The organism is Aquipseudomonas alcaligenes NBRC 14159, from assembly GCF_000467105.1.
In the GTDB taxonomy this organism is placed as follows: Bacteria; Pseudomonadota; Gammaproteobacteria; order Pseudomonadales; family Pseudomonadaceae; genus Aquipseudomonas; species Aquipseudomonas alcaligenes.
This window is the reverse complement of the sequence record NZ_BATI01000040.1, coordinates 1-26,986: the sequence shown is the minus strand read 5'-3', so window position 1 is coordinate 26,986 and position 26,986 is coordinate 1. Positions and strand designations below refer to the sequence as shown.

The window sequence follows — 26,986 nt, the reverse complement described above, 5'->3', positions numbered from 1 at the left end:
CGCGTTACTCCATGTAGCCGAGCATCTGCAGCTGCGCCATCAGCTTGTCCTTCTCGTCGTCGGCCATGCCCTCGGCGTTGGCGTCCTTGCTCACCCCGCGGGTGGCCTCGCCGATGCGGATCGGGTTCTGGATCAGCCAGGGCTTGATGAACATGTCGTTGGCCACCTTGCCCTCGAAGTCGCCGGGCACTTCCAGGCCCTGGCTGTAGAGCAGGGTCGCACCGACGTCGCAGATGTGCCGGCGCTCGATCTGCACACCCTTGCGGATGCCCGGGCCGCAGGCGATGAAGATGCCGTCCGGGTGGTGGGTACCGGCCGGTTCTTCGCGCGGCTCGACGATCGGCAGCTTGTTCTTGATCGAGACGAAGCCGAAGTCGCGCAGCACCAGCAGCAGGTCCGGCGCGTCCATCATCGCCGGGCCGGCGAAGACTTCCTCGCGCAGGTGAATCTCGGCGACGATGCTCTCGCCGGTCAGCGGGTCCTTGAGCTCCTTGATGTCGAGGATCAGCTGCTCGCGGAAGACCTCGTAGTCTTCCGGCTTGATCCCGGTCTCGCCCGGATTGCGCGCCACGCGGATGTTGATGCCGTTGCTCGACGGCGTACGGCAGTAGGCGGTGGTCTTGCTCCAGTCGAGGTTGGCGAACATGCTCTCCTCGCGACGCTTGGCAGCCTCGGAGTCCGGATCGAGCACTTCCTTCCAGTGCAGGTAGCCCTTCTCGAACAGCCAGGCGTTGATCCGCACCACTTCGGTGGTGGCGGTGAAGCCGTGGTCGGAGGCCATGAACACCTGCACGTCCGGACCAGCCAGGGTCACCAGTTCCTCGATGAAGCCATCGAGCTGGCGGAAGTAGTCCAGGCACAGCTTGCGCATGCGCCTGTGGTAGTCGCTGACGCCGTCGTGCTGCAGGGCCGGATCGAGGAACAGCCAGGCCTGGTGCTGCAGCTTGTCGACGCCGTCGAACATCACCGCCATCAGCTCCGGCGCCTCTTCCTTGAGCAGGAACTTGGCGATCTCGAACCACTGCTTCTCGCGCGGCAGGTGGTAACGCACCCAGTTCTCGCGGTCTTCGTCGGTGAGGTCATTGACCGCCTGCTTCTCCTGCTCGAAGTCCCAGGCCAGCTCCTTCGGATCGAAGCCCGGCAGCTCTTCCTTGAGGCGATCGTAGAAGTTGGCCGGCACGGTGTTGCGGCGCAGGTGTCGCCACGGGATGAAGCCCGGCACCATGAAACCGTTGAGGTCCTTGGGCGGCGGCGCGGTGAACGGCAGGTTGAGCACGGCGACGCGGCGATCCTGGCGGCTGGCGATCGACCAGATGGTCTCGGCGCGGTTGTCACGCGAGTCGTAGAGGGTGAAGAACACGTCGCCGTTACGCTCCTCGGCGCGGATGAAATCCAGCAGGCCGTGGTTGCCCGGGCTGCGCCCGGTCATCAGCGAGACCCAGGCCGGCGGGGTCAGCGGGTTGGGCGTCGAACGCAGCTTGGCGCGAGTACCACGGGCCATGAGGCCGCCGAGGAAGGGCATCACGGCCGGCTGGCCGTCCTTCTCCACGCAGAGGTCGTCGAGGATGGTGAAGGTGCAGCCATCCATGCCGATGAAGAGGGTACGAGTGGTCATGCCGGCACTCCTGAGAGTTTTTCGTGGACGAAATCGATCAGCTGCCCGATGGAGAGATCGTCGACGTAACTGCCGTCGTTCATCAGCAGATCCTGGAAGCCCATCTTCGGGCGGTTGTAGTGCTCTTCGATGGCGACGATGAGCTGGATGATGTCGACCGAGGCGAACTCCATGTCCGCCACCAGCCGGGTCTCGGCGCTCAGCGGCTCGTCCAGCTCGATGCCCCAGTCCTGGGTCAGGTCGGCGACGATATGGATCAGGGTTTGCTCGATTGCGCTCTTGCTCTCAGCCATTGGCCACTCCGTATTCCGCTACTTCCATTTCGGCCCCAGCCAGGGCGATCAGCCGATCGCCGTACACCTCGAAGGCCACACTCACGCACGCCGGCGCCAGGCTGGCGTCTCCGGCGAAACTCACTTGGGCCAGCTCGCCGGTCTCGGCGAACTGCACCTCGAAATCCTGCGGCGCGCCGCGCAGGCCACAGCCCAGGTACTTGGCGGCGGCCTCCTTGGCGCACCAGGTGCGCAGGGTCAGCTCGCCCTGCCAGGCCGGGTCCACCGCGGCCAGCACCTGCTGCTCGTATGCGGTGAAGGAGCCGGCCACCAGCTCCGGACGCTGCAGGCGGTCCAGGCGCTCGGCATCCACACCCACGGCGCCAACCGGCACCAGCGCCGCCAGGCAGCCGTCGCGGTCGTGGCTCAGCGAGACGCCCGGCGCGGCCAGCCAGTGACCGTTCCACCAGCCATCGACGAAGGGCGCGCCCAGCGCGTCGTGATGCACGCTCACATCCGCAGGACACAGCAGCTCGCCGGTCTGCTGGTAGATGAAGTAGCGGGTCGCTTCCTTCAGGCACAGGCGCCCGTGCAGCCACTCACGGGCGCGGCGGGTCTGGCGCACCACTTCCCACTCCTCGCGCTCCTCCGCAGCCAGTACGGCGTGGGCGAGAATGCGCAGGAAGATCGCCGCCGATTGCTTGCAGAAGTCCTCGGGCAGCTGCTCCAGCTGCCACAGCAGCACCTCGGGAGCGCTACTGGCCAGCGGCGCGCCGAGCCAGCCGTTCATAGGCTCGCGGCGTAGCTGGTAGAAGGCGTTTGGCACCGGGAAGAACAGGTTGGCGAAACCGCTGGCATGCAGCAGCAGGCGCCCCTCGTGCAGGCAGTCGAAAGTCCAGGTGCGCGGTGCATCCAGGCCGCCGTTGGTCGCATCGACCGGGCGCTGGCGACCACGCAGCCAGGCGCCGGACAGGTCGGCCGGGACCGGCGCATGCAGCTCGATGCGGGCGATATGCGAGGGGAAGCTGTTGAAATCGGTACCGACCCGCTGCGCCAGCCAATAGGCGGCCAGCTGCCCGAGGGCGTCCAGCAGAACCGGGTTGAGCACCAGGGCACAGGGCTCGCCGTCATGCACGAAGCCGTCTAGCGAGCAGCTGGCGAGCTGGGCATCGATGCCCTCCTCCGCCCAGGCATGGATACCGGCGATGCTCTGGAACAGCGGGCCGTGGAACATGCCGGTGCTGTACAGCTCGTGGTCCGGCCAGCGGTAGCCGACGCCGCCCTGCAGCTCAGCCAGCGGCGTGCCGGTGAGCGGCGCGGCGAAGCGGAATTCGGCGCTCATCACCAGGCTGCCGGCGTTGTGCAGCTCGGCCCGGTAGTAGTTGTCGGCAACGCGCTCGGCCTGTACTTGCAGGGTCAGCTCGCCGCGATCAAGGGCCACCCAGTCGAAGGCGCGGACGTTCTCGATCAGGTTGATCGCCACGCTGCCGGCCAGCGCCGCACAGGCCTCGGCCATGATTTCCAGGCTGGCCATCATCGCCACGCAGGCCAGGCCTTGCAGCTCGGACTGATGGTAGGAACTGGGGCCGGACAGCACGTGGTCGGCGAGGAAGCGGTCGGTGGACCACAGCGGGCACTGGGCGCTGAGCCGCTCGCCCTGGCGCTGGATATCCACCAGCAGCGGCGCCGTCGGGCTGGCTGCGAGCGGCTGCGCGGGTACGGCCGCAACCGGCTGGAACAGTTCGCGCAGCAGCTCACCGAGCGACTCATTCACATGCACCACCGGCATGGTGTTCTTCAACAGTGTGCCGCGCTTGAGCTGTGGCAACGGCTGGTCGAGGTCGAGTACGCGGCAGGCGATGCCGCGATAGAGCTTGCCGAGGTCCACCGCCTTGCCGTTGACGAACAGGCTACCGAGCAGGTTGAACAGCTGCTCCACGCCGCTGCGCTTGCGCGCGTTGGAGGCGATGGCCAGGTACTCCTCGCCGCCGAGGATGTCGTTGACGAAGCCGGTCAGGTTGCCCGACGGGCCGACCTCGACGAAGTAGCGCACGCCATCGCGGTGCATGTTGGCGATGGTTTCGCGGAAGCGCACGGTGTTCGACCACTGCGCCGCGGCCAGCTCGCAGACTGCGGAAGAGTCCGCCGGAAACAGGCCGGCGCTGGCGCAGGAATACAGCGGTGTCTTCGGCGCCTGCAGGCCGACAGCGTGGTAGTACTGGTGAAAGGCGCTGGTCACCGCGGCGAACAGCGGTGTGTGGTAGGCGCGGTCGAAAGGCAGGATCGAACAGATGCCGCCCTCTTCGCTGAGCAGCTGCAGCAAGGCCTCGATGGTGGCGCGATCGGAGAACAGCACCAGCTGGTTCTGGCAGTTGTCCATGGCCACCGCCACCGGCTCGCTGCGCGCGGCGATATGCCGATCAACCGCCTCGCGCTTGAGCGCACCAACGGTGAGCAACGCGCCGGTGGCGATGCCACCGCCGTCCAGTACGCCACGATAGACCTTGTTCAGCTCGCGGATAAAGTCGGCCAGCTGGCCACGGTCGCTAAAGGCGATGGCGCCGCTGGCCGCCAGAGCCGAGGACTCGCCGGTGCTGTGGCCGAGCATGGCATCCGGCTCCACACCCAGGGCGCCGAGCAGGCTGAACAGGGCCTGGCTGGCGACGAACACCGCCTCGGAGCCCACGTCCATATCGAACAGGCGCGCTTCCAGGCGCCGGCGCAGCTGGTCATCCAGCTCGCTGGCCGGCGGGAACAGGATGTCGGTACGGGTCGAGCCGGGCTGTTCGTCATACAGGCCCTGCCAGAAGTCGAACCACTCGCGCACTTCCGGGAACTGCTGGGCCAGGTCGGCCAGCATGTTCAGGTATTGCGAGCCCTCTCCGGGGAACAGGAAGGCCAGCTTGCCCTGTAGCGGCTGACTGCTGAATACCAGCCCGGTGCGGGTCATCCAGCGCGGGCTCTTGGCCTCGGCGACCTTCTTCGCCGCCTGCTGCAGCTTCTTCGCCAGCTCGGCCACATCGCCGGCCAGCACGGCCAGGCGTACCGGCTTGTCGGCACAGTCGCGGGCCGCCAGAGTGGCGGCCAGGTCCAGCAGCGCCACGCCGGGGTTGCTCTCTATATAAGCCTGCACCTGCTGCAACTGGGCCAGCAGTGCAGCCTCGTCGGCTGCGGCGAACACGCACAGTTCGCACTCGCGACGAGCGAAGCTCAATGGGCGCTGGGCGGCGGCCGGCGCCTCTTCCAGCACCGCATGGGTATTGATGCCGCCGAAGCCGAACGAGTTGATCCCGGCACGGCGCGGATTCTGCGGCTTGGCGATCCAGGGCTTGCTGGCGGTGTTGACGTACAGCGGCGTGGCGCCGATGCCCAGTGCCGGGTTGACCATGCCACACAGGGTCGGCGGCAGCACCTTGTGGTGCAGGGCCAGGCTGGTCTTGATCAGCCCGGCGATGCCGGCGGCGGGGATGCAGTGGCTGATCATCGACTTCACCGAGCCGATGGCCACGCTGCCGAGCAGGCCCTGGCGCTCGCCGAGCACACTGCGCAGGGCGGCGATCTCGGTCTTGTCTCCGAGCGGGATACCGGTGCCATGGGCCTCGACCAGGGAGATGCTGGCCGGATCGACGCCGCTGCTCTCATAGGCGCGGCGGATCGACAGGGCCTCGCCCTCCTCGCTCGGCGCCAGCAGGCCGGTGCCGCGGCCATCGCTGGCCTGGCCGATACCGCGCAGCACGGCATAGATGCGGTCGCCGTCGGCCAGGGCGTCATCCAGGCGCTTGAGCACCACCATGCCCAGGCCTTCGCCGAGCAGGGTGCCGTCGCTGCCCAGCTCGAACGGGCGTACCTTGCCGCGCCCGCTCAAGGCGCCGAGCTGGGTGAAGATCACCGAGACCTCGGCCGGCAGCGAGGCGTTGACCCCACCAGCGATCATCAGGCGGCTGCGACCGCTGCGCAGCTCGTCCATGGCGGCGTTGACCGCCAGCAGCGAGGACGAACAGGCGGCGTCGACTATGTAGTTGGGCCCCTTGAGGTTGAGGCGGTTGGCGATGCGCCCGGTCATCACATTGGGCACCAGGCCCGGGGCGATGTCGGTATTGGACGGCGGCAGCTGTTTCTGCAGGGCCGTGCGCAGACGCGACAGGTCGTCCGCGCTCAGGCTCGGCTGGGCGGCCTTGAGCAGCTCCAGGGTCTGGTCGAGGACGATGTGGTTCTGGATATGGCTGACCTGGCCGCGGTGCAGGTAGGTGCTGTGGCCGAGGATGATGCCGGTGTCACGATGGTCGACTCCGTCACCTGCGTATCCGGCATCCTGCAGAGCATCGAAGGCCACCTTGAGGGCGAGGAACTGGTCCGGCTCACCGCCGTCCACCGAGTTGGGCATGATGCCGAACTCGCGCGGATCGAAACGGTACAGGTCGTTCAGGTAGCCGCCGTGCTGGGTGTTGATGCGCCCCGAGTCCAGGTAGCGCCGGGCCTCCCACTCGTCCTGCGGCTCGCCGACGGCATCAAGGCCGGCCAGGATGTTGCGCCAGAAGCCGGCCAGGTCCGGAGCCTGCGGGAAGATGCAGGCCATGCCGATGATGGCGATAGGCGCGTTGCTCATCACTCGGTTTCCTTGCGCAGGTGGGTGCCGCCCAGGCGATTGAGGCGCGCATCGACGATGCATTGCAGGTCTTCGATCAGCAGCAGCAGGCGGCCCTCGTCATCGCTGAAGAACACGTTGGCGCGCACCTGCTGGGCCTCGCCGGGCAGGCACTGGAAGTCCATGTGGAAGCGCTCCGGCAGTTGCTCGACATAGCGGATCACCCGGCCGAACTGCGCCGGCAGCGCCGAGCCGTCATGGAAGGTGCGAGCCCAGAGCAGGGCCATCTGCGGCGCGGCGTCGAGCACCGCCGGATCGATGATCCACTGCTGCTCGGCACGCCCGCCGGCCAGCCATTGTTGCGGCGAGCTCGAACACATCAGCGCCGCCGCCCCCTGACTGGACAGGCCGCTGATGCCACGGATGACCTGGAAGCGCGGGCCGTGGAACAGCCACTCCTGGTAGGCCTTGGCCACCGGCAGCTCCCGCTCGCGGTACTCGCCTATCGAGTGGCGCGGCGCCTCGGGCAGCTGCTGGGCCATCTTCACTGCGGCGCGATAGTGCATGCGCTGCTGCTTGCCGCTGCCGGAACGGATGCTGATGCTGGCGTCGAAGCCTTCGCTGCTGGCGTAGGTCGGCGGGTTGATCAGCACCGACAGGGCCTGGGTCGGCTCGCTCAGTTGCACGCCCTTGAGCAGGCGTAGCTCGGCTACTTCGGCGACTATCCAGCCCGGCCACATCAGGGTGGCAGCCTCGGCGATGATCTCCAGGGCCACGGCCGCCGGCAGCACCGGGATGCCGTCAATGCAGTGTTCCTGCAGGTAGCCGTGGCTGGCGTCCAGGTTGAAGTGCAGGACCTGCGTGCCTTTTTCGCCATCCTCGATGTGGCACTGGGTCAGCAACGGCTGGCGGGCGTTCTGCGGGGCGGCGCCGGCATCTTCCTGCCAGCGACCGACCTCCGCCTCATGACGCTCCCAGGGACCATCACCGGCCACCACTTCCACCGCGTGGCCGGCCTTCAGGCGCAGGGCCTCGTCGAACAGGCGCCGGCCTTGGGCGGCGCCAACCAGGGCCACGCCCTTGTCGGCGAACTTCTTCTCGGTTTCGCTGGTGACCATGCCGGCGCCGAACAGAGTCGGCCCCCAGGGGCCCCAGTTCAGCGACAGCAGCTTGACCTTGTTGCCCCACAGGCTCTGCAGCTGGCTGCACAGGCGACTCATCAGCTCGTTGGCGGTGGCATAGTCGAGCTGGCCGCTGTTGCCGTAGCGCCCGGCCACCGAGCTGAACACGCAGAAGAACTGCAGCTCCTCGACGTGCACCAGTTTCTGCAGCAGGAGCATGCCGAGCACCTTGGTGCCGACCACGCGCATCCAGCTGTCGGGAGTCTTGTCTTCCAGCAGCTTGTCTTCGATCACTCCGGCGCCGTGCACCACGCCGCTGAGCTTGCCATGGCGCTGGCGAATGCCGTCGATGGCGGCAGCCAGCGCCACCTCGTCGGTGGCATCCACCGCCAGGTATTCGACCGTCGCGCCGCGGGCGCGCAGGTCGGCGATATTGCTGTGCATCTCGCGCAGGCCGACCAATGCGGCGATGCGCTTCTGCATCTCGGCCGGGGTCAGCTTGAGACGACCGGCACGCACCTCGCCGATGAAGTGCTGGCGCAGCTGCTGCTCGCCCAGCAACCCGGCGGTAGCGGCGTCTTCTTCGGCCAGCGGGCTGCGCCCGGTCAGCACCAGCACATTGCCGGGACCGGCGATCTCGCGCAGCACCTCGGCGGTGATGCCGCGGGCGCCGCCGGTGGCCAGCACCACGGCATTTTCCAGCGGCAGCAGCAGGTCCTCGGCGGTGATCTCATCGGCCTGGGTACGGAACACCGTGCGACGGCCGGCCGGATAGCCGACTTCCTGGCGCCCGCCGACCAGCTGCAGCTCGGCGGTGATGATGGCCAGCTGTTCGGCGTCGCTCAGCGCCGGATCCAGATCGATGGCACGGGTGCGCAGGGCCGGCCGCTCCTCGCACAGCGACTTGATCAGGCCGCTGCCGCCACCCTGTAGGCTGAGGGCCTGGCGTTGCTCGTCGACGCCGCGGGCGAACAGACCGCCGAGGGCGCTGAGGGCGACCACATGGGCATCGCTGCGCAGCTGCGCGGCCAGGGCGTGGAGGATCAGGTACAGCGATTTCTCGTTGACCAGCAGCTCGCGCTGCCAGGCTTCCAGCTCGGCGTCCAGCGGCAGGGCATGGGCGCCCAGGGCGGCCAGGTGAATGACGCCGGCGACCTGCTTGTCCGGGTTGGCCGCCGTCTCGCGACACCAGGCGCTTAGCCCCTCCTCGTCGGCCAGCAGCCCCGGGCTCAGCAGCGACACCGTGCAGCCGCGCTGCTCCAGCCACTCCTGCAGGCGCAGGGCCAAGCCATGGTCATCGGCGGTGAGGATGAAGTAGCCGGGCTCGAACTGGCGCAGGGCCTGTTCGGGGATGGCTTCCTCCTCGGGTACCACTATGTGCCGAGGCGAGTGGCTGGCCGCTACCGGCACAGTCTTCGGGCTCGCCTCGGCGGACTCAAAAGGGACGGCTACCTCGCCGACGTCCAGCCCTTCGAGCATCTTCAGCATGTCCGCCAGGGTCGCTCGGGTATTGAGCTGGCTGCGCGCCTCGCCCAGGGCGCTGCCGTAGGCAGGCGGCAGGGTCTGCAGCAAGGCGCCGACGATTTCCACGCGCTTGATCGAGTCGATACCGAGGTCGGCCTCCAGGTTCTGCTCCAGGCCGACCATGTCGCTCGGGTAGCCGGTGCGCTCCTCGACGATGGACAGCAGGATGTCCTTGATCTTGCCGCCATCTACCTGGGCCGCCGGGGCCGCTACCGGTGCAACCACCGGGGCCGGCGCGGCAACGGGTGCTGCAGCCACCGGCACAGGCGCTGGAGCAGCTGCAACAACCGGAGCTGGCGCGGCAACAGGAGCCGCAACGGGAGCCGGAGCCACGCGAGCGGCCGGCGCGGCGACGACCGGGCGACGCGGCGCCGGTGCAGCGGCAGGCATGCTGCGCGGCATGGCAGCCGGCACAGCGCCGCCGGCCATAAAGGCGTTGAGCACGCGCTCCTGGGTTTCCAGGAACTGGCGCATGGTGGCGAAGTATTCCGCCATCACCGATGACATCTCGTCACCTTGGATTGCCGTGGGTTCGGACATGACCAGCCTCTCCTTGTGTCGCGTGGCAGCCGGGGCTGCGCTATGGGGCAGGGTTGCGGGATTGCGATTGAGCGGAACCACCACCGGGTGCGATTCCGTGATGGAACTTGAAACGGGCAGTACTTCGCCTTGCAGTACGCCGATCTGCCGCGGCGCCTCGCTGGCACGGCGGGCACCGCTGCCATTGAGCAGCCAGGCCTGCTTGGGCAGGCTGGCATCGCGCCACAGCCCTTCGAGGCGACCGTTGGCGCTGGCCTGACAGGCGCGACCGGCAAACAGGCGCGAGGACTGGAACGGCACGCCGAGGCCATGCAGGCGCGCCAGGGCCAGCAGCAGGCTCGCGAGGCCACCACCGCGCTCGTCCAGGGCCACGGCCTGGTGCGGTTTGCCATCGAGAATTCGCCCGACCAGACGGCTGAGCACGGCCTTGGGCCCGACCTCGATGAACACCCGAGCACCGGCTGCATGCATGGCCTCGATCTGGGCGACGAACTCCACCGGCTTGACCAGGTGCTCGGCCATGGCCTGCTTGACCAGCGCTGGCTCGGCGGCATGCAGGGCGGCACTGGCGTTGGAGTAGACCGGCAGACGCCCGGCCTGCCAGCGCGCGGCCTCGATGGCGGCGGCGAGCAGGCCCTGGGCCGGAGCGACGAAGGGCGAATGGAAGGCGGCGGCTACCGGAATCGGGCTGGCATTGATGCCGCTCTGCTGCAGCACCTCCAGTGCCTGGGCGATGCCGGCGCTGGAGCCGCTGATAATGCTCTGCTCCGGGGCGTTGTGGTTGGCGACCAGCAGCTGCGGAATGGCGGCGATGGCCTGTTCGACCTGAGCACGCGGTGCCTGGACCATGGCCATGCTGCCCAGCTCGCTGCCGGCGCTGGCGGCAGCCTCGACGATAAATCGGCCACGAGCCTCGGACAGGCTCATCAGAGTCGCGAAGTCGATCTGCCCGGCAGCGAACAGGGCGACGAACTCGCCGTAGCTGTGGCCGGCAAGCATATCTCCGGAAACACCCAGTTCACTCAGCAGACGCAGCAGGCCGGCTTCTACTGCACCGAGGGCCGGCTGGGCCACGTCGGTGCTGGTCAGCGCCGCACTCGCCGCCTGACGGGAGGCTTCGTCATAGCAGGCGCGCGGATGGATGAACTGGCTCAGCGGCTTGCTGGCGAAACGCTCGGTGCCGGCGGCCAGCAGGCTGTCGGCCTCGGCCAGGGTGTCGGCAACCACCGGGAACAGCACGGCCAGCTCGCGCAGCATATTGATGTTCTGCGAACCCTGGCCGGGGAACAGCAGGGCCACCTGGCCCGGCTCGACGCGGCTGTCGCCGAGCACGATGGTCGGGTCGATCAGCATCTCGCCGGCCAGGCGCTGCTGGGCCTTGGCCAGCTTGTCGGCCAGCTCGTCCAGGCTGCCGACCACCAGCGCCAGGCTGTGCTCGCCCTGGCCCAGGTTGTCGCTCAGGTAACAGGCGATATCGCGCAACGCCACCTTGCCCGGCGCCGCCAGCTGCGCCTGCAGCTGGGCCACCTGGCTCTGCAGCTGCTCGCGGCTGCCGGCACGCCACAGCAGCAGCTCGGCGCTCCAGGCATCGCTGACGCCCTGGATCAGCCAGGGGCGGTACTCGCCGGCATACTCCTCGAGCACCGCATGGAAGTTGGTCCCACCGAAGCCAAAGGCACTGACTGCGGCACGGCGCGGCTGCTGAGCGGCGGTCAGCCAGGGCTGCGCCTCATCGAGCACGCAGAGCGGGCTGTCGTCCTTCTTCAGCACGGCGTTGGGCGACTGCACGCCCAGGTGCGGCGGCAGTATCTTGTGATGCAGGGCCAGGGCGGCCTTGATCATGCCGGCCACGCCGGCGGTGGCCTTGGTGTGGCCGATCATGGTCTTTACCGAGCCGACTACCGCCTGGGACGGACGGCTGCCAACCTCGCGCAACAGCGCAGTGGTGCTGTCCAGCTCGGCGGTGTCGCCGGCCACGGTGCCAGTGCCGTGAGCCTCAAACAGGCCGACGCTGTCCGGACCGAAGCCGGCCTGCTGGTAGGCGCGGCGCATGGCGCGCAGCTGGCCGGCGGGCAGCGGCGCAGTAAGGCCCTTGGCCTTGCCATCGCTGCTGCCGGCCATGCCCTTGATCACCGCGTAGACGCGGTCGCCGTCGCGCTCGGCATCGCTCAGGCGCTTCAGCGCCAGCATGGCGATGCCTTCGGAAATCACGATGCCATCGGCCGACTCGTCGAAGGTGCGGCAGCGGCCGCGCGGCGACAAGGCCTGGGTCTTGCTGAAGCACAGGTAGCCGAACGGGCCCTGCACCGTGTCCACGCCGCCGGCGATGACCAGGTCACTGCGCCCGGAGAGCAGCTCGTTGATGCCCTGATAGATGGCTGCCAGGGACGAGGCGCAGGCCGCGTCGGTGGCGAAGTTGACGCCGCCGAAGTCCAGGCGGTTGGCGATACGCCCGGCCATCACGTTGATCAGGATGCCGGCGAAGGTGTCCTCGGTCCATTGCGGCAGGCGCCCGGCGATCTCGCCCGGCAGGTCGCCCTTGAAGCGCGGCAGCTCGGAGCGCAGGCCGTACTGCATGCCGACGTCGCCGGCACCACCGCTGGCACCGATGATCACCGAGGCCTTCTCGCGGTTGAAGCCGCGCTGCTCATAGCCGGCGTCGGCCAGGGTCTGGCGGGCGATGTCGAGGGCCATCAGCTGCATCGGGTCGACCGACTCGATGGACTTGGGCGGCATGCCGTAGCGGGTCGGGTCGAACACCAGGTCGTCGATGAAGCCGCCCCAGCGCGAGTAGATCTTGTCCGGTGCGCTGCGGTTCTCGTCGAAGTACAGGCGCCAGTCCCAGCGGTGCGAAGGGATCTCGGTAATCGCGTCGACCTTGGCCAGGATGTTCTGCCAATACTCGCGGGTGGTGCTGGAGCCAGGCAGGATTGAGCCCATGCCGATGATGGCGATGTCGGCCGGCTCGCCGGGTTCGACAACCGCTTCGAGCTGGGCCTGCTGGTAGTCCTCCAGCAAGGCCAGGGAGTCCTCGGTGACACTGCGGTGCAGGCTGGCGATATCGGTGATGGCGTCGCGCAGGGTGGCGACCTGGCCGATCATGTACATGCCGTCGGCCACCTGTTCGGCGCCGGAGAATTCCTTGAGCACGCCCTCCTCGCCCACCCGCATGCTGCCCTTGGAGGCCAGGCGCAGGCGGCCGAGAATCAGGTCGTCGAGTTGCTCGCGGGCCTCGTCGGCCGGCACCGCCTGCTGCTTGAGTTCATTGCGCCGAGCGAAGAAGGCGGCGGCAAAGGGCGTGTAGGCGCAGCGGCTGGCATGGCCGGTGCCGGACTCCAGGTTGACCGTGCGTGCGCACTCGATGGCCTGCTGCTGGAAGCCCTCGACGATGGCGCCGGCCTCGACGATCTCGCGGGTGAACAGGTAGGCACTGCCCATCAGCAGGCCGACCTTGACGCCCTTGGCCAGCAGCGGTGCGGCCATGGCCTGGACCATGGCCGAGGAGCGCGCGTCATGGATGCCGCCGGCAAACAGCACCTGGATCTCGTGCGCCGGCACGCCCAGGGCGATCTCCTCCAGCAGACGGTCGATCATGCTGCTCCACAGCACGAAGCTGCTCAGCGGGCCGACGTGACCGCCGCATTCGCGCCCCTCGAAGATGAAGCGCCGCGCGCCTTCCTTGAGGAACATCGGGATCAGGTTGGATGACGGCACATGCAAGAAGGACGGAATGCCCGACTGCTCCAGGCGCACCGCCTGGTCCGGACGGCCGCCGGCGATGATGGCGTAGCTCGGCTGATGCGGCTTGGCCGTGGCGATCTGTTCGTCCAGCAGGGTCTGTGGGGCGAAGCCGAGCAGACCGATACCCCAGGGCCGACCGGCCAGCAGCTCGGCGGTCTTCTCCAGCAGGCCCGCCAGCGGTTTGCCCTTGAGCAGAGCCAGGGCCAGCATCGGCAGCGCACCACCCTCGGCCACCGCGGCCGCGAATTCGGCCTTGTCCGAGACCCGGCTCATCGGCCCCTGCACCAGCGGCAGGCCCAGGCCCAGAGCATCAGCCAGGGGCGCGCGCTCGGCACGCAGGGCACGAGCGTTCAGGGCGAGCTGCGGGTTGTGCTGCACGGCCGCATCGATGGCCTGGAACAGCTGGGCGACGCTGCCGTACTGCTTCTGCCAGGCGGCGGCGAAGGCCACGTCCTGCCCCAGCGGCAGCAGGCCGGCAGGCGGATTGCGCCACTCCACCTCGGCCAGCAGGCGCTCGCGTATCTGCTCGGGTGTCAGGGATTCGGCAGCGACGATAAAGGCCTTGGCCTTGGCGAAGCCGGGACGCGAGAGGATGCGACAGTAACACCCGAACTCGCCGTTGCCGGCGGCCACCGTCTCGCTGCCGGAGAGGCTGCGCAGGTGCGTCTGCAGCTCGGTGGCCAGCGGTGATTCCTGCAGCAACAGCACCTGGCTGTCCAGCGCCACGCCAGCGCAACCGGCCAGGGCCGCGGCGGCAGCGGTGTGCGGAGTGATGCCGCCGCGCAGGTACAGCGGCAAATCGCAGGTCGCGCGCCAGTGCTGTATGAGGATGAAGGCGCTGCTCTCGCCGACGAAGCCGGCGGCCTCGTGCCCCTTGAGCAGCAGGCCGTCCACGCGGCAGGCAGTGGCACTATCGAGCGGGTCATTGTCGCTCAGCTCAAGCAGCAGGGTCGTCTCGGTCAGCGCCGCGCCAGCCAGCCAGCCCTGCCATTCGGCCCAGTGCTCACGGCCGAGAATCAGCAGATTCAGGCCTGCATCCAGGAGTTGAATGAGCTGTTCAGCCAGCTCGCCATCGAAGCCACCGAGACGCACGCCGAAGCCCTGCTTACCGGCCTGGCGAGCCAGCAGCTGTAGCTGAGCCAGGGCCGGAGCGCGACTCAGCTCCAGGTCCAGCACCCCGGTGCCGCCAGCACGGGAAGCGGCTATCGCCAGGGCGGGGTGGTCAAAACCAAGGGGCGACAGCAGCAACTTGCGAAGACCAGTGCCTTGCATGGTACGTAGCTCTTTTCCGGGCCCAAAGACCCCGTGCCGCGGACTGTCCGCTCCGGCTCGGGGGCCGATTAGCTGGCAGCGACTACCTGTTGAGCACAGATGCAAGACGCGGGCAAAAGCCCGGGAAGGCGCATTGAAGGCTCGATCGTCCCCACCGCAATCCCTCGCAGCAACCATCCGAAATCGCGCTACTCCGGTAGCGCCTCACGCCAGAAAGGTGATGCGAAGGCAGAAATACAGATCTTTATTTATAAGAGTAACTACGCATCTGTAACGGCACAGTGAGACACACACCACAACGAAACAGAAACTATCTCGATGGCTATTTACTACCAGCCACCAAAAAATGTCAAAAATACATCCATTAGCAGACCAAAAAACATATAACGTCAAAAATACGTCCAACCATAAGATCAGCACGCAACGGTTTTGCCCCCCACCCAAGGGAGGGGGTGTCGGGAAATAACAACAGGGACACTGAGTCTCGAACCGAACATCGGCAGGGTTGATGCGAATCCGCGAACAGCGTTTGCGTGATCGGAACCCTCCCCCAAGGAACAAGGTATGGATGCCTCAAGCCTGATCACAGCGCACCGCCACACCGGGTTCACGCACTACGTTCAACCGCCTGCGGCAACGCCCGGTGCGGACCACCGCTGCATTCGCCCAGAGAGGACAACCCCATGAGCGCGCCCATCAACCACATCGTCTTCATCATCATGGACAGCTGCCGCTACGACTCCTGCATGGCCGCCAGCACACCGAACATCGAGCGCGTCGGCCAGGTGGAAAAGCGCTACTCCTATGCCTCCTGGACCGCGCCGTCGCACTACGCCTTCACCATGGGCATGCTGCCGCACAGCACGCCGCGCGAGGTTTATGCCTCGGAGGTGTACAAGGAAGAGTTCGTCCAGTGGGTGGAGCGCACCGGCATCGCCGATGTGTCGTTCCGCGACTTCATTCCGGAACTGTCGCTGCCCAAGGTCCTGGGCCAGCTGGGCTATCGCACCGTGGCACGGGTGTCGATGCCGGTGCTCAACCAGCAGACGGCGATCAATCAGCACTTCGATGACTACAAGCTGATGGGCAACCACAACGACTTCGCCGGCATGGTCGAGGAGATGACCTTCCCCGAGGACGAGCCGCACTACTACTTCCTCAACCTGGGCGAGACCCACTACCCCTACATGCTCAAGGACGACAGCCTGCCGCGCATCTCCGGCGTACACGGGGTGTTCAAGAGCCTGGGTGGCGAGGCTCAGCACAATGCGGCAGACAGCGAGGCGTTCTTCGATCAGGAACAGATGGAGATGCTGCGCCAGCAGCAGATCCGCTGCGTGGAGTATGTCGACGGGCTGATCGGCAAACTGATGGAAAAGGCACCGGAGAACACCTGGTTCATCATCACCGCCGACCACGGCGAGCTGTTCGGCGAGGACGGCTATTTCGGCCACGGCCCGATCATGCACGAGAAGTGTTTCGAAGTGCCCTTCGTCGAAGGCTTCGCGGGCAAGGCCTGATGGCGCAGCCACTGTTCATCCTGGCGCTGCCGAGGTCCTATACCTCGCTGATCGCCGGCATGCTTGGCCAGCATCCGCAGACCTACGGCCTGCCGGAGCTGAACCTGTTCACGGTCGATCGACTGATCGAGATGTGGCAGGACGGCCCGGACAAGACCGGCATGTCGCGTTTCCAGCGCCACGGCATCCTGCGTGCGGTGGCAGAGATCTACGCCGGCGAACAGAGCAGCGCCGCCGTGGTGATGGCCAACCACTGGGTCGCGGCACGGCAGAATCGCAGCGGCATGCAGGTGTTTCGCGAGATCGTCGACGCGGTATCGCCACTGATGGCCATCGACAAGAGCCCCGCCCACGTGGTCAGCCCGGTCTACCTGCAGCGCATCTACGAGGCCTATCCGGATGCTTTCTACCTGCACCTGACGCGGCACCCGACCAACCAGGGCCACTCGGTGATGAAGATTCAGGATGGCAACTACGCCCTGTCGGTCAACTCCATCGACTATGGCGAAGGCGAAGCCTTCGTCGATCCACAGATCGCCTGGCATGACATCAATCTGAATATCCTGGAGCTGCTGGAGAAGATCCCGCCCCGACAGAGGATGCACGTGCGCGGCGAAGACGTGATGGCCGACCCGCTGCAATGCCTGCCGCGCATCTGCCGCTGGCTGGGCCTGCGCGACGATTTCGAAGCATTGGAGGACATGCTGCATCCGGAGCTGTCCCCCTTTGCCAGTGTCGGACCGATCAACGCACTGTTCGGCAACGACCCGAACTTCCTCCGCGATCCGCTATTCGAACCGCATGAGCCGAAGCAGCCGCCGCTGCGCGCGCCCTTGCCCTGGCGTCCGGATGGCGCCTGCCTGAAGCCCGAGGTCCAGCGCCTGGCGCTGGAGTTCGGCTACTCCCACTGAGCGAGACGAGCCATGCCAACCCGCACCCGGCTGGGCCATATCAGCACCCCGAGCGATCTGATCCCGGAACTGCCCCCGCACCTGCAGGTGTTGCGCGACGATCTGCAGAAGCGCGTGCAGGCCAGTCGTGTGCGCCACTACCTGGATCGCGAACTGTCACACCTCAGCGGCAACCGCGAGATCGCCGCCAGCGTGCGCTTGCTGTTCGACGGCCAGGGACGCCCCTCGGAGAACCTCAGCCTGAAGGAAATCAGCAAGTTCCGGCAGAAGATCGAGACCGACATCCAGTGGCTGGAAGCGGTGTTGACCGAGCTGCGCAGCGATCTCACCGTGGTACGCGAACTCGAGGACGCCGCCCTCGATGTGGCCAGCGTGCAACAGGCAGAAGAAGGCTATTGAGGAGAGGCGCATGCGCATCGCAAGTGGAGTCGCCCTGGTACTCGGCCTGCTCGCCGTTAGCGCACAGGCCCGCGAGGGAGAAACCCATCAACTGAACTTCGCCGGTGCCGAACGCAGCTATAAGCTGTTCGTGCCAGATGGCGCCCCCAAAGCGCCCCTGCCACTGATGATCGTGATGCACGGCGGGCTGGGCAATGCCGATGAAACCGAGCGCACCACCGGCATGAACCGTGTGGCCCAGAGCAACGGGTTTCTGGTCGCCTACCCCAATGGTACCGGCATGCGCCTGATGCCCAACCGCCGCACCTGGAATGCCGGGAAATGCTGCGGTCCGGCAGTCGAAGGCAATATCGACGACGTCGGCTTCATCCAGGCCATGCTCGCCGATGTCGCCAGGCACCACGCCATCGATCACTCACGCATCTACGCCACCGGCATCTCCAATGGCGCGATGATGGCTTACCGGCTGGCCTGCGAACTGCCGCAGGATATCGCCGCCATTGTTCCCGTCTCGGGCACGCTGGCGCTGAACAGCTGCCCCGGCGCCAGCAGGGTTGCGGTGCTGCATATCCATGGCAGCAAGGACAGCAACGTACCGTACCAGGGAGGCATGGGGGAGAACGCCATCGCAGGTGTGCAGCACCGCTCCGTGCCCGAGACCCTGAAGATGATCGCCAACGCCCATGGCTGCAACACGCCACCGAGCGGGCAGGCACTGCCGGATGGTTCCGAGCTGACCAGCTGGAACTGTCAGGGCAAGGCGCCTTTGCAACTTCGACTGATTCCCGGAGGCGAACATGTCTGGCCCGGCGGCGACAGCCGGCGCAACCGCAAGCTGTTCGGCGGCAACTTCTCCGCTAGCCAGGCGGCCTGGGACTTCGCCAGCCAGTTCAAGAACAACAACTAAGCCCGCCCGTCGCCCTAACTTACACGCTGCCTCACAGACCCCAGCCCTGTTGCCCCGCCCGGGCGACCGGTAAGCTGCACCCCATTGGCCACATGAGGCACCGAACATGCCCCTTACCCATCTTGAACGCCTGGAAGCGGAGAGCATCGACATCTTCCGCGAAGCGGTATCCGAGGCGGAAAACCCGGTGATGCTCTATTCCATCGGCAAGGACAGTGCGGTGATGCTGCACCTGGCGCGCAAGGCCTTCTTCCCCTCGCGTCCGCCCTTCCCGCTGCTGCACGTGGACACCACCTGGAAGTTCCGCGCCATGTACGAGATGCGCGAGCGCATGGCCCGCGAGTCGGGCATGGAGTTGCTGGTGCACCACAACGAGGATGCCCGGGCCCGCGGCATCAATCCCTTCACCCATGGTTCGGCCCTGCACACCGACCTGTGGAAGACCGAAGGCCTGAAGCAGGCACTGGACAAGCATGGCTTCGACCTGGCCTTCGGCGGCGCACGCCGCGACGAGGAAAAGTCGCGCGCCAAGGAGCGCGTGTTCTCCTTCCGCAGCGCCCAGCACCGCTGGGAGCCCAAGGCCCAACGCCCGGAGCTGTGGCGCCTGTACAACGCGCGCAAGCTGCCCGGCGAGAGCATTCGTGCCTTCCCCCTGTCGAACTGGACCGAGCTGGACATCTGGCAGTACATCCACCTGGAGAATATCCCGATCGTGCCGCTGTACTTCGCCGACCGGCGCCCGGTGGTGGAGCGCGACGGCGTGCTGATCATGGTCGATGACGAGCGCATGCCGCTGCGTCCCGGCGAGCAGCCGGAACTGAAGAGCGTGCGCTTCCGCACCCTGGGCTGCTACCCGCTGACCGGGGCGGTGGAGTCCGCAGCCGACAGCCTGCCGGCGATCATCCGCGAAATGCTGCTGGCCACCACCAGCGAGCGCCAGGGGCGGGTCATTGATCACGACAGCGCCGGCTCCATGGAGAAGAAGAAAGTCGAGGGATACTTCTGATGAACGCCCACCGCCAGCTCATCGACGAGGACATCGAGCAGTACCTCGAGGCTCACCAGCGCAAGACCCTGCTGCGTTTCATCACCTGCGGCAGCGTCGACGACGGCAAAAGTACGCTGATCGGACGCCTGCTCTACGAATCCAAGGCGCTGCTGGAAGACCAGCTCAGCGCCCTGGAGAACGACTCGAAGAAACACGGCACCCAGGGTGGCGAACTGGACTTCGCCCTGCTGGTGGACGGCCTGTCCGCCGAGCGCGAACAGGGCATCACCATCGACGTGGCCTATCGTTACTTCGCCACCGAGAAGCGCAAGTTCATCGTCGCCGACACTCCCGGCCACGAGCAGTACACCCGCAACATGATCACTGGCGCCTCCACCGCCGACGTCGCCGTGATCCTGATCGACGCGCGCAAGGGTGTGCTGACCCAGACCCGCCGGCACAGCTATCTGGTATCGCTGATCGGCATCCGCCAGGTGGTAGTGGCGATCAACAAGCTGGACATGGTCGGTTACTCGCAGGAAGTGTTCGAGCAGATCGACGCCGACTACCGCGCCTTCGCCAGCAGGCTCGGCATCGAACATATCCACAGCATCCCGCTGTCTGCCCTGCGCGGTGACAACATCACCGAGCCCAGCCCTAACACGCCCTGGTACCAGGGTCCGAGCCTGATGCAGTTCCTCGAGACGGTGGAGTTGGAACAGGCCCGCGAAGATGCGCCGTTGCGCATGCCGGTGCAGTGGGTCAACCGTCCCAACCTGGATTTCCGTGGCTTCTCCGGGCGCATCCTCGGCGGCAGCGTGCGCCCTGGTGATGCCATCCGCGTGCTGCCGTCGGGCAAGACCAGCCGGGTCGAGCGCATCGTCACCCTGAATGGCGATCTGCCGCAGGCCATTACCGGTCAATCGGTGACCCTGACCCTGAGCGACGAGATCGACATCAGCCGCGGCGACGTGATTGCCGCGGCTGATGCTCCGCCGGCGGTGGCCGACCAGTTCGAGGCAACCGTGGTCTGGATGAGCGAGGAGGCCATGCTGCCGGGCCGCCCCTACCTGATCAAGCTCGGTGCCAGTAGCATCGGCGGCGCTCTCGGCCAGCCCAAGTACCAGGTCGACGTCAACAGCCTCGACCAGCTGCCAGCCAAGACCCTCGGCCTCAACGAGATCGGCGTCTGCACCCTGAGTCTGGACCGTTCCGCGCCCTTCGCCCCCTATGCGGAAAACCGCGACATGGGCAGCTTCATCGTCATCGACCGCTACACCCATCAGACGGTGGGTGCCGGCATGCTGCACTTCGCCCTGCGCCGTTCGCAGAACATCCACTGGCAGGCCGTGGAAGTCGACAAGGCGGCACGCACCCGCCTCAACGGTCACAAACCTTGCGTGATCTGGCTGACTGGCCTGTCCGGCGCCGGCAAGTCGACCATCGCCAACCTGCTGGAGCGCCGCCTCCACGCCCTGGGTGTGCACACCTACCTGCTCGACGGCGACAACGTACGCCACGGTCTGAACAAGGACCTGGGCTTCACCGCCGCCGATCGGGTGGAGAATATTCGCCGTATTGGCGAAGTAGCCAAGCTGATGGTGGACGCCGGCCTGATGGTGGTCACCGCCTTCATCTCGCCGTTCCGCTCGGAACGTCAGCTGGCCAGGGATCTGGTCGCCGAAGGCGAATTCATCGAAGTGTTCGTCGACACGCCACTGGCGGAAGTGGAGAAACGCGATCCCAAAGGGCTGTACAAGAAGGCCCGGCGCGGCGAACTGAAGAATTTCACCGGCATCGACTCACCTTATGAGGCACCCGAGCAGCCGGAAATCCGCATCGAGACGCTCAGGCACAGTGCCGAAGAAGCGGCTGACCTGATAGTCCAGCAGCTGCGCGAACGGGGTTTCCTGGCCTGAGCAACCGAGCAGGGCAGCCCCCCGCTCGACCCACTCCAACCTGAATCCGCATTGTCACACCGGCTTTGCGGCGCGGCTGCACGCTCGTTATCGAAGCAAGACCATTACCGCTGCAGGAATGTTATTTCCCAGTCGGCAAGCAAAGTTGTGCCTACACGATTAGCCAGAAACAACTTGCCCAAGCAGTCAGATTCACTGAACTCCTTGTGCGACAGGGTTTCCAATAATAGAAGCACAAACTGATTAGCGATGAAAATTAAAGAGCCAATCGCTATAATCACGACCGTCTTACTTATAGACATTCTGTATTGATACAGATGACGGGTGCCACTTCCGGCACTTCTCTCAACGGGTGAACATGTGACGAAAGACGAACTGCGCGCCGAACTGGAGCGCCAGGCGCAGCGTTACAAGGATGTATACGGCGGCGAGGTACTCACTTACGCGGCCCAGCCAGACCCCGAGCGCAAACCCTGGCGCAAGAAGCCCAGCCTGCTGGACCAGGCATTTCAGCTGGAACTGCAGAAAATCGAACAGGCCCGCGAAGCCGAGTGAATCGGCGCCTCAACGGCGCCGACCGCCACCCAGCAGAGACCCCATGAGCCCGCGCACCAGCTGCCGACCTATCTGGTTGGCGGCCTGACGCACGGCGGTCTTCATTACCTGGCTGGCCAGGCTGCCCAGCAGCTCGCCCGCCATACCACCGAGCCCGCCCTGCTCTGCCGGCGCAGGCGAACCCCTGCCGACCGGTGCCTGTGCAGGCACCTCGGCTGCACGAGCCATAAGCATTTCATACGCCGACTCGCGGTCCACCGCCTTGTCATAGCGACCGGCCTGGGGCGAGCTGCGCAGCAGTGCCGCCCGCTCCGTGTCGCTCAGCGGACCGATGCGCGACTGCGGCGGGGCGATGGCCACGCGCTGGACCATGGCCGGCGTACCCTTTTCCTCCAGGGTACCGACCAGCGCTTCGCCGATGCCCAGTTCGGTGAGCACGCTGAGGCTGTCGAACGCCGGATTGGGACGGAAACCATCGGCCACCGCACGCAGCGACTTCTGTTCCTTGGCGGTGAAGGCGCGCAAGCCATGCTGGATACGCAGGCCGAGCTGGGCCAGCACTTCATCCGGCAAGTCGCTGGGCGACTGGGTGACGAAGTAGACCCCCACGCCCTTGGAGCGGATCAGTCGCACCACCTGCTGCAGGCGCTCCTGCAGGGCCTTGGGCGTGTCGGCAAAGAGCAGGTGGGCCTCGTCGAAGAACAGCGCCAGCACCGGCTTGTCAGCATCGCCACGCTCGGGCAGCTGCTCGAACAGTTCAGCCAGCAACCACAGCAGGAAAGTCGCATAGACCTTGGGCGCCTCATGCACCAGGCGGCTGGCATCGAGCAGGTGGATGCGCCCGCGGCCATCCGCATCGGGCCGTAGAATATCTTCCAGCTGCAGCGCCGGTTCGCCAAACAGCGCCTCGGCGCCTTGCTGTTCGAGGGTCGCCAGGCGGCGCAACAGGGCCTGTGAGGAAGCGCCGGCAAACAGTGCTCGATCCTCACCAAGCATCTCGGGATTGTCCTTGAGGTGATTGAGCAGGGCCTTGAGATCCTTCAGGTCGAGCAGCAACAGGCCCTCGCGGTCGGCCACCTGAAAGGCCGCATACAGGGCGGCCTGCTGGCTGTCGGTCAGCTCCAGCAGATTGCTCAGCAGCAGCGGCCCCATCTCGCTCAGGGTGGTGCGTAACGGGTGACCGCTCTTCCCGGCCACGTCCCACAGGGTCACCGGATAGGCCTGGGGCTGGTGATTCAGCCAGGGCATGCCGGCGATACGTTCGGCCACCTTGCCCTGAGGATTGCCCGCAGCGCCCAGGCCACAGAGATCGCCCTTGATATCGGCGGCGAATACGGCCACGCCGGCATCACTGAACAGTTCGGCGAGACGTTGCAGAGTCACCGTCTTGCCGGTCCCCGTGGCACCGGCCACCAGGCCGTGACGATTGGTCAGACGCAGGGCCTGGCTCACGGGCTGCCCCTGCGGATCGGCTCCCAGCACAAAAGTATCGGTTACAGGCATCTTGCCATCCCTCGGGCTAAAGCTTTACTGCAAGTATGTCGTTATAGATGGTGTTACCCATAAGGCCGCTGCGTCGCCGCGCGGCCACCTATAAGACTGCTGCCAGACCTTACCGGAAGCAAGTAACCATGACCCAGAACCTGAAGTTCAGCCACAAGATCCTGCTCGCCGCCTCGCTGGTAGTGATCGCAGCCTTCTCCCTGTTCACCCTGTACAACGATTACCTGCAGCGCAATGCCATCCGAACAGATCTGGAACAGGAACTGGAGAGCCTTGGCCAGGTAACCGCCAGCAATATCCAGAACTGGCTGTCCGGACGCATCCTGCTGGTGGAGAACGTGGCCCAGTCGATCGACGAAACCAGCACCCCCGACTCGCTGGTCAAGACAATGGAAAGCAAGGTGCTGACCTCGACCTTCGACTTCACCTACCTGGGCGCGGCCGACGGTAGCTTCACTATGCGCCCGGACGAGCAGATGCCGGAGGGCTACGATCCGCGCAGCCGTCCCTGGTACAAGGACGCCATGAGCGCTGGCGGCTCGACGCTGACCGAACCCTACGTGGATGCTGCCACCAGCAAGCTGATCATCACCATCGCCACCCCGGCCGGCAGCAGCGGCGTGGTCGGCGGTGACCTGAGCCTCGATACCCTAGTGCAGATCATCAACTCGCTGGATTTCGACGGCATCGGCTATGCCTTCCTGCTCAGCGCCGACGGCAAGATCCTGGTCCATCCGAACAAGGACCTAGTGATGAAAACCCTCAAGGAGGTCTATCCGCAGAACACGCCGACCGTCAGCGCTGGTGTGACCGAAGCGGAACTCGATGGTGTCGAACGCATCCTCACCTTCACCCCGGTCAAGGGCCTGCCCTCGGTCAACTGGTACGTCGGTCTGTCCATCGACAAAGACAAGGCCTACGCCACCCTCAGCGAGTTCCGTGCCTCGGCCATCATCGCCACCATCATTGCCGTGGTCATCATCATGTTCCTGCTGGGCATGCTGATCCGCGTGCTGATGCAGCCGCTGCTGGTGATGGGCAAGGCCATGCGCGACATCGCCCAGGGCGAGGGTGACCTGACCAAGCGTCTGAGCGTGCAGAGCCGCGATGAATTCGGCGAGCTGGCGACCTCCTTCAACCAGTTCGTCGAGCGTATCCACGGCTCGATCCGCGAGGTGTCCTCGGCCACCCAGCAGCTCAACGAAGTGGCCAAACTGGTGGTCAATGCCTCCAACTCGTCGATGGCCAATTCCGACGAACAGGCCAGCCGCACCAACAGCGTTGCCGCGGCGATCAACGAACTGGGCGCCGCCGCCCAGGAGATCGCGCGCAACGCCGCCGACGCCTCGCACCAGGCTTCCGATGCCCGTCATCTGGCCGAAGACGGCAGCCAGGTGCTGCAGAAGACCATCGCCGCGATGAACGAGCTGTCGGAAAAGATCAGCGCCTCCTGCCGCAATATCGAGACGCTGAACAGCAAGACGGTGAACATCGGCCAGATCCTCGAAGTGATCAAGAGCATCTCCGAGCAGACCAACCTGCTGGCGCTCAACGCCGCCATCGAAGCGGCGCGGGCCGGCGAAGCGGGCCGCGGCTTTGCCGTGGTGGCCGACGAAGTGCGCAACCTGGCGCATCGCACCCAGGAGTCGGCGCAGGAAATCCAGAAGATGATCGAAGAGCTGCAGGTCGGTGCCCGCGAGTCGGTCACCACCATGACCGAGAGCCAGCGCTACAGCGAGGAAAGTGTGGAGATCGCCAATCAGGCCGGCGAACGTCTGGGCAGCGTGACCCAACGCATCGGCGAGATCGACGGCATGAACCAGTCGGTCGCCACCGCCACCGAGGAGCAGACCGCCGTGGTCGACTCGCTCAACATGGATATCACCGAGATCAACACCCTCAACCAGGAAGGTGTGGAGAACCTGCAGGCGACCCTGCGCGCTTGCGGCGACCTGGAACAGCAGGCCTCGCGCCTGAAGCAACTGGTCGACAGCTTCCGCATCTGACCTCAGTCGGGCGCAGGCTCCTCCTGCGCCCCCTCGACGGCAGGCGGCTGTGCTTGCCGCAGCTTCTGCCAGAGTTCGGCGGCACCGGGAAACTCGGTGCCGTCGTGCTCGCTCAGCGCCTCGGGATCGTAGCGACGCACGCAACCCTCACCGAGGGTGGGTGGCGGTGTAGCGGTACCGGGAGCCCTGTCAGCCATGGTCGATATGACCTCGATCGTGCTGGGCGAACTCCTTCACGGCCAGCAGCACCTCATGGCAACCGAGCTCGCCGAGCAGGCGCCCCGCCTCCACCACGGGCAGGTGTCGGTGCCCGCCCTGCAGAAAGCGCTCGGCCACCTCGATAACGCTGGCATCGGGCGATACGGTGTCGACCTGGGAATTCATGCAGGAACCCACCAGCCCGCCGGTCTGCTCGAAGTAAGCACCGGAGAGAATGCCGCGCAGGCAATCGGTCTCGGCCAGCAGACCGAGCAACTGCCCCGCCTCGTCCACCACCGGCGCGGCGGACAGACGGTGTTCGAGCAGCAACCCGATCGCCCGGTAAAGGTCGGTATCGGGCCTGAAGGTCAGCAGGTGCGTGGTCATGTAGTCGCGCACCTTGATCGATCTGAGCATGTCGTCCTCCTCCCGCGCAGAGCGGTCAGTCGAACACTACCGTCTTGTTGTCGTGCACCAGCACGCGGTCTTCCAAGTGATAGCGCAGGCCGCGGGCCAGCGCCATCTTCTCCACGTCCTTGCCCAGGCGCACCATGTCTTCGACGCTGTCGCGATGACTCACGCGCACCACGTCCTGCTCGATGATCGGGCCGGCATCCAGCTCTTCGGTGACATAGTGGCAGGTGGCACCGATCAGCTTCACCCCGCGCAGAGAGGCTTGGTGATAGGGCTTGGCGCCGACGAAGGACGGCAGGAAGCTGTGGTGGATGTTGATCACCCGCCCGGCATATTCCTGGCACAGCTGCGGCGGCAGTATCTGCATGTAACGCGCCAGTACCACCACATCGGCATGGTACTCGCCGACCAGTCGAGCCACTTCGGCGAAAGCCGGCGCCTTGTCCTTCGGATCGACGGGCACGTGATGGAAGGGGATGCCATGCCACTCGACCATGCTGCGCAGGTCATTGTGGTTGGACACCACGCAAGGGATATCGCAGTCCAGCTCGTCGCTGTGCCAGCGGTGCAGCAGGTCCGCCAGGCAGTGCGACTCGCGGCTGGCCATCAGCACCACCCGCTTCTTCTGCGCGGAATCGGTGATGCGCCATTCCATGGAAAACTCGCGAGCGATGGGCGCAAAAGCCTGGCGAAAGCCATCGAGATCGAAGGGCAGGGAATCCGCGCGAATCTCATGGCGCATGAAGAACCAGCCGCTCTGGTTGTCCGAATGATGGCTGGCCTCGGTTATCCAGCCATTGTAGGTCGCCAGAAAGCTACTGACCTTGGCCACAATACCCACGCGGTCCGGGCAGGCGATCACCAGACGGAAAGTGCGCATAACAGAAACTCCAGATACTTCGCAAAGCGGCCATTCTAGCGGCAGCCGAGGAAAACTTCAGTAATGTTGCGCAGCGGCAGACTGCGCCATAACTTGCTCAGACGGCCGATTAAGGG

At 65.9% G+C, this 26,986-nt stretch carries 16 protein-coding genes; 8 read left to right on the top strand and 8 right to left on the bottom strand.

The window, feature by feature from the left end; all coding sequences use genetic code 11:
• Positions 1-4: 4 nt before the first annotated feature.
• From PA6_RS19190 to PA6_RS19175, 4 genes are read right to left on the bottom strand one after another with little or no spacing between them, the layout of a single operon-like run.
• Positions 5-1,615, bottom strand: a complete 1,611-nt coding sequence (locus PA6_RS19190; protein WP_021702633.1) for an alkaline phosphatase family protein — start codon at positions 1,613-1,615, stop codon at positions 5-7.
• Positions 1,612-1,908: an acyl carrier protein gene (locus tag PA6_RS19185; RefSeq protein ID WP_021702632.1), complete on the bottom strand. Its 297-nt coding sequence runs from the start codon at positions 1,906-1,908 to the stop codon at positions 1,612-1,614. Before PA6_RS19185 ends, PA6_RS19190 begins: the two co-directional genes overlap by 4 nt.
• Positions 1,901-6,493, bottom strand: a complete 4,593-nt coding sequence (locus PA6_RS19180; protein WP_021702631.1) for a type I polyketide synthase — start codon at positions 6,491-6,493, stop codon at positions 1,901-1,903. Before PA6_RS19180 ends, PA6_RS19185 begins: the two co-directional genes overlap by 8 nt.
• On the bottom strand, positions 6,493-14,670 hold the full coding sequence (locus PA6_RS19175; RefSeq protein WP_021702630.1) for a type I polyketide synthase: 8,178 nt from the start codon (positions 14,668-14,670) through the stop codon (positions 6,493-6,495). Before PA6_RS19175 ends, PA6_RS19180 begins: the two co-directional genes overlap by 1 nt.
• 683 nt (positions 14,671-15,353) lie before the next feature.
• Between PA6_RS19175 and PA6_RS19170 the strand changes: the two genes are divergently transcribed.
• The 7 genes from PA6_RS19170 to PA6_RS19135 all read left to right on the top strand — a co-directional run bounded on the left by PA6_RS19170 (position 15,354) and on the right by PA6_RS19135 (position 21,869).
• Positions 15,354-16,190: a sulfatase-like hydrolase/transferase gene (locus PA6_RS19170; RefSeq protein WP_021702628.1), complete on the top strand. Its 837-nt coding sequence runs from the start codon at positions 15,354-15,356 to the stop codon at positions 16,188-16,190.
• Positions 16,190-17,101 carry a sulfotransferase family protein gene (locus tag PA6_RS19165; protein WP_021702627.1) on the top strand — a complete coding sequence of 304 codons (912 nt, stop codon included), beginning with the start codon at positions 16,190-16,192 and terminating at the stop codon, positions 17,099-17,101. Before PA6_RS19170 ends, PA6_RS19165 begins: the two co-directional genes overlap by 1 nt.
• A gap of 12 nt (positions 17,102-17,113) precedes the next feature.
• Complete coding sequence (locus PA6_RS19160; protein ID WP_021702626.1) at positions 17,114-17,500, top strand: hypothetical protein; 387 nt, start codon at positions 17,114-17,116, stop codon at positions 17,498-17,500.
• A 10-nt stretch (positions 17,501-17,510) separates the two neighbouring features.
• Positions 17,511-18,407: an extracellular catalytic domain type 1 short-chain-length polyhydroxyalkanoate depolymerase gene (locus tag PA6_RS19155; protein WP_021702625.1), complete on the top strand. Its 897-nt coding sequence runs from the start codon at positions 17,511-17,513 to the stop codon at positions 18,405-18,407.
• A 106-nt stretch (positions 18,408-18,513) separates the two neighbouring features.
• Complete coding sequence (gene cysD, locus PA6_RS19150; RefSeq protein ID WP_021702624.1) at positions 18,514-19,413, top strand: sulfate adenylyltransferase subunit CysD; 900 nt, start codon at positions 18,514-18,516, stop codon at positions 19,411-19,413.
• Positions 19,413-21,314 carry a sulfate adenylyltransferase subunit CysN gene (cysN, locus tag PA6_RS19145; protein WP_021702623.1) on the top strand — a complete coding sequence of 634 codons (1,902 nt, stop codon included), beginning with the start codon at positions 19,413-19,415 and terminating at the stop codon, positions 21,312-21,314. Before cysD ends, cysN begins: the two co-directional genes overlap by 1 nt.
• A 360-nt stretch (positions 21,315-21,674) precedes the next feature.
• Positions 21,675-21,869 carry a hypothetical protein gene (locus tag PA6_RS19135; RefSeq protein ID WP_021702622.1) on the top strand — a complete coding sequence of 65 codons (195 nt, stop codon included), beginning with the start codon at positions 21,675-21,677 and terminating at the stop codon, positions 21,867-21,869.
• Between the two features lie 9 nt (positions 21,870-21,878).
• Here the strand turns inward: PA6_RS19135 and PA6_RS19130 are convergent, their stop codons facing one another.
• A complete protein-coding gene (locus PA6_RS19130) occupies positions 21,879-23,372 on the bottom strand; it encodes a helicase HerA-like domain-containing protein (protein ID WP_021702621.1) in 1,494 nt (497 codons plus the stop codon).
• Positions 23,373-23,500: 128 nt separating this feature from the next.
• Here PA6_RS19130 and PA6_RS19125 point away from each other — a divergent pair, with 128 nt between their 5' ends.
• Positions 23,501-25,378 (top strand): methyl-accepting chemotaxis protein, encoded by a 1,878-nt coding sequence (locus tag PA6_RS19125; RefSeq protein WP_021702620.1) that lies wholly within the window; start codon positions 23,501-23,503, stop codon positions 25,376-25,378.
• Positions 25,379-25,380: 2 nt separating this feature from the next.
• On the opposite strand, the gene PA6_RS19120 is transcribed toward PA6_RS19125, so the two are convergent.
• From PA6_RS19120 to purU, 3 genes are read right to left on the bottom strand one after another with little or no spacing between them, the layout of a single operon-like run.
• A complete protein-coding gene (locus PA6_RS19120) occupies positions 25,381-25,518 on the bottom strand; it encodes a hypothetical protein (protein ID WP_370453120.1) in 138 nt (45 codons plus the stop codon).
• A 49-nt stretch (positions 25,519-25,567) separates the two neighbouring features.
• Positions 25,568-25,993, bottom strand: coding sequence for a CBS domain-containing protein (locus tag PA6_RS19115; RefSeq protein WP_021702618.1), 426 nt, complete (start codon positions 25,991-25,993; stop codon positions 25,568-25,570).
• A gap of 25 nt (positions 25,994-26,018) precedes the next feature.
• Positions 26,019-26,870 carry a formyltetrahydrofolate deformylase gene (gene purU / locus PA6_RS19110; RefSeq protein WP_021702617.1) on the bottom strand — a complete coding sequence of 284 codons (852 nt, stop codon included), beginning with the start codon at positions 26,868-26,870 and terminating at the stop codon, positions 26,019-26,021.
• Positions 26,871-26,986: the final 116 nt, after the last annotated feature.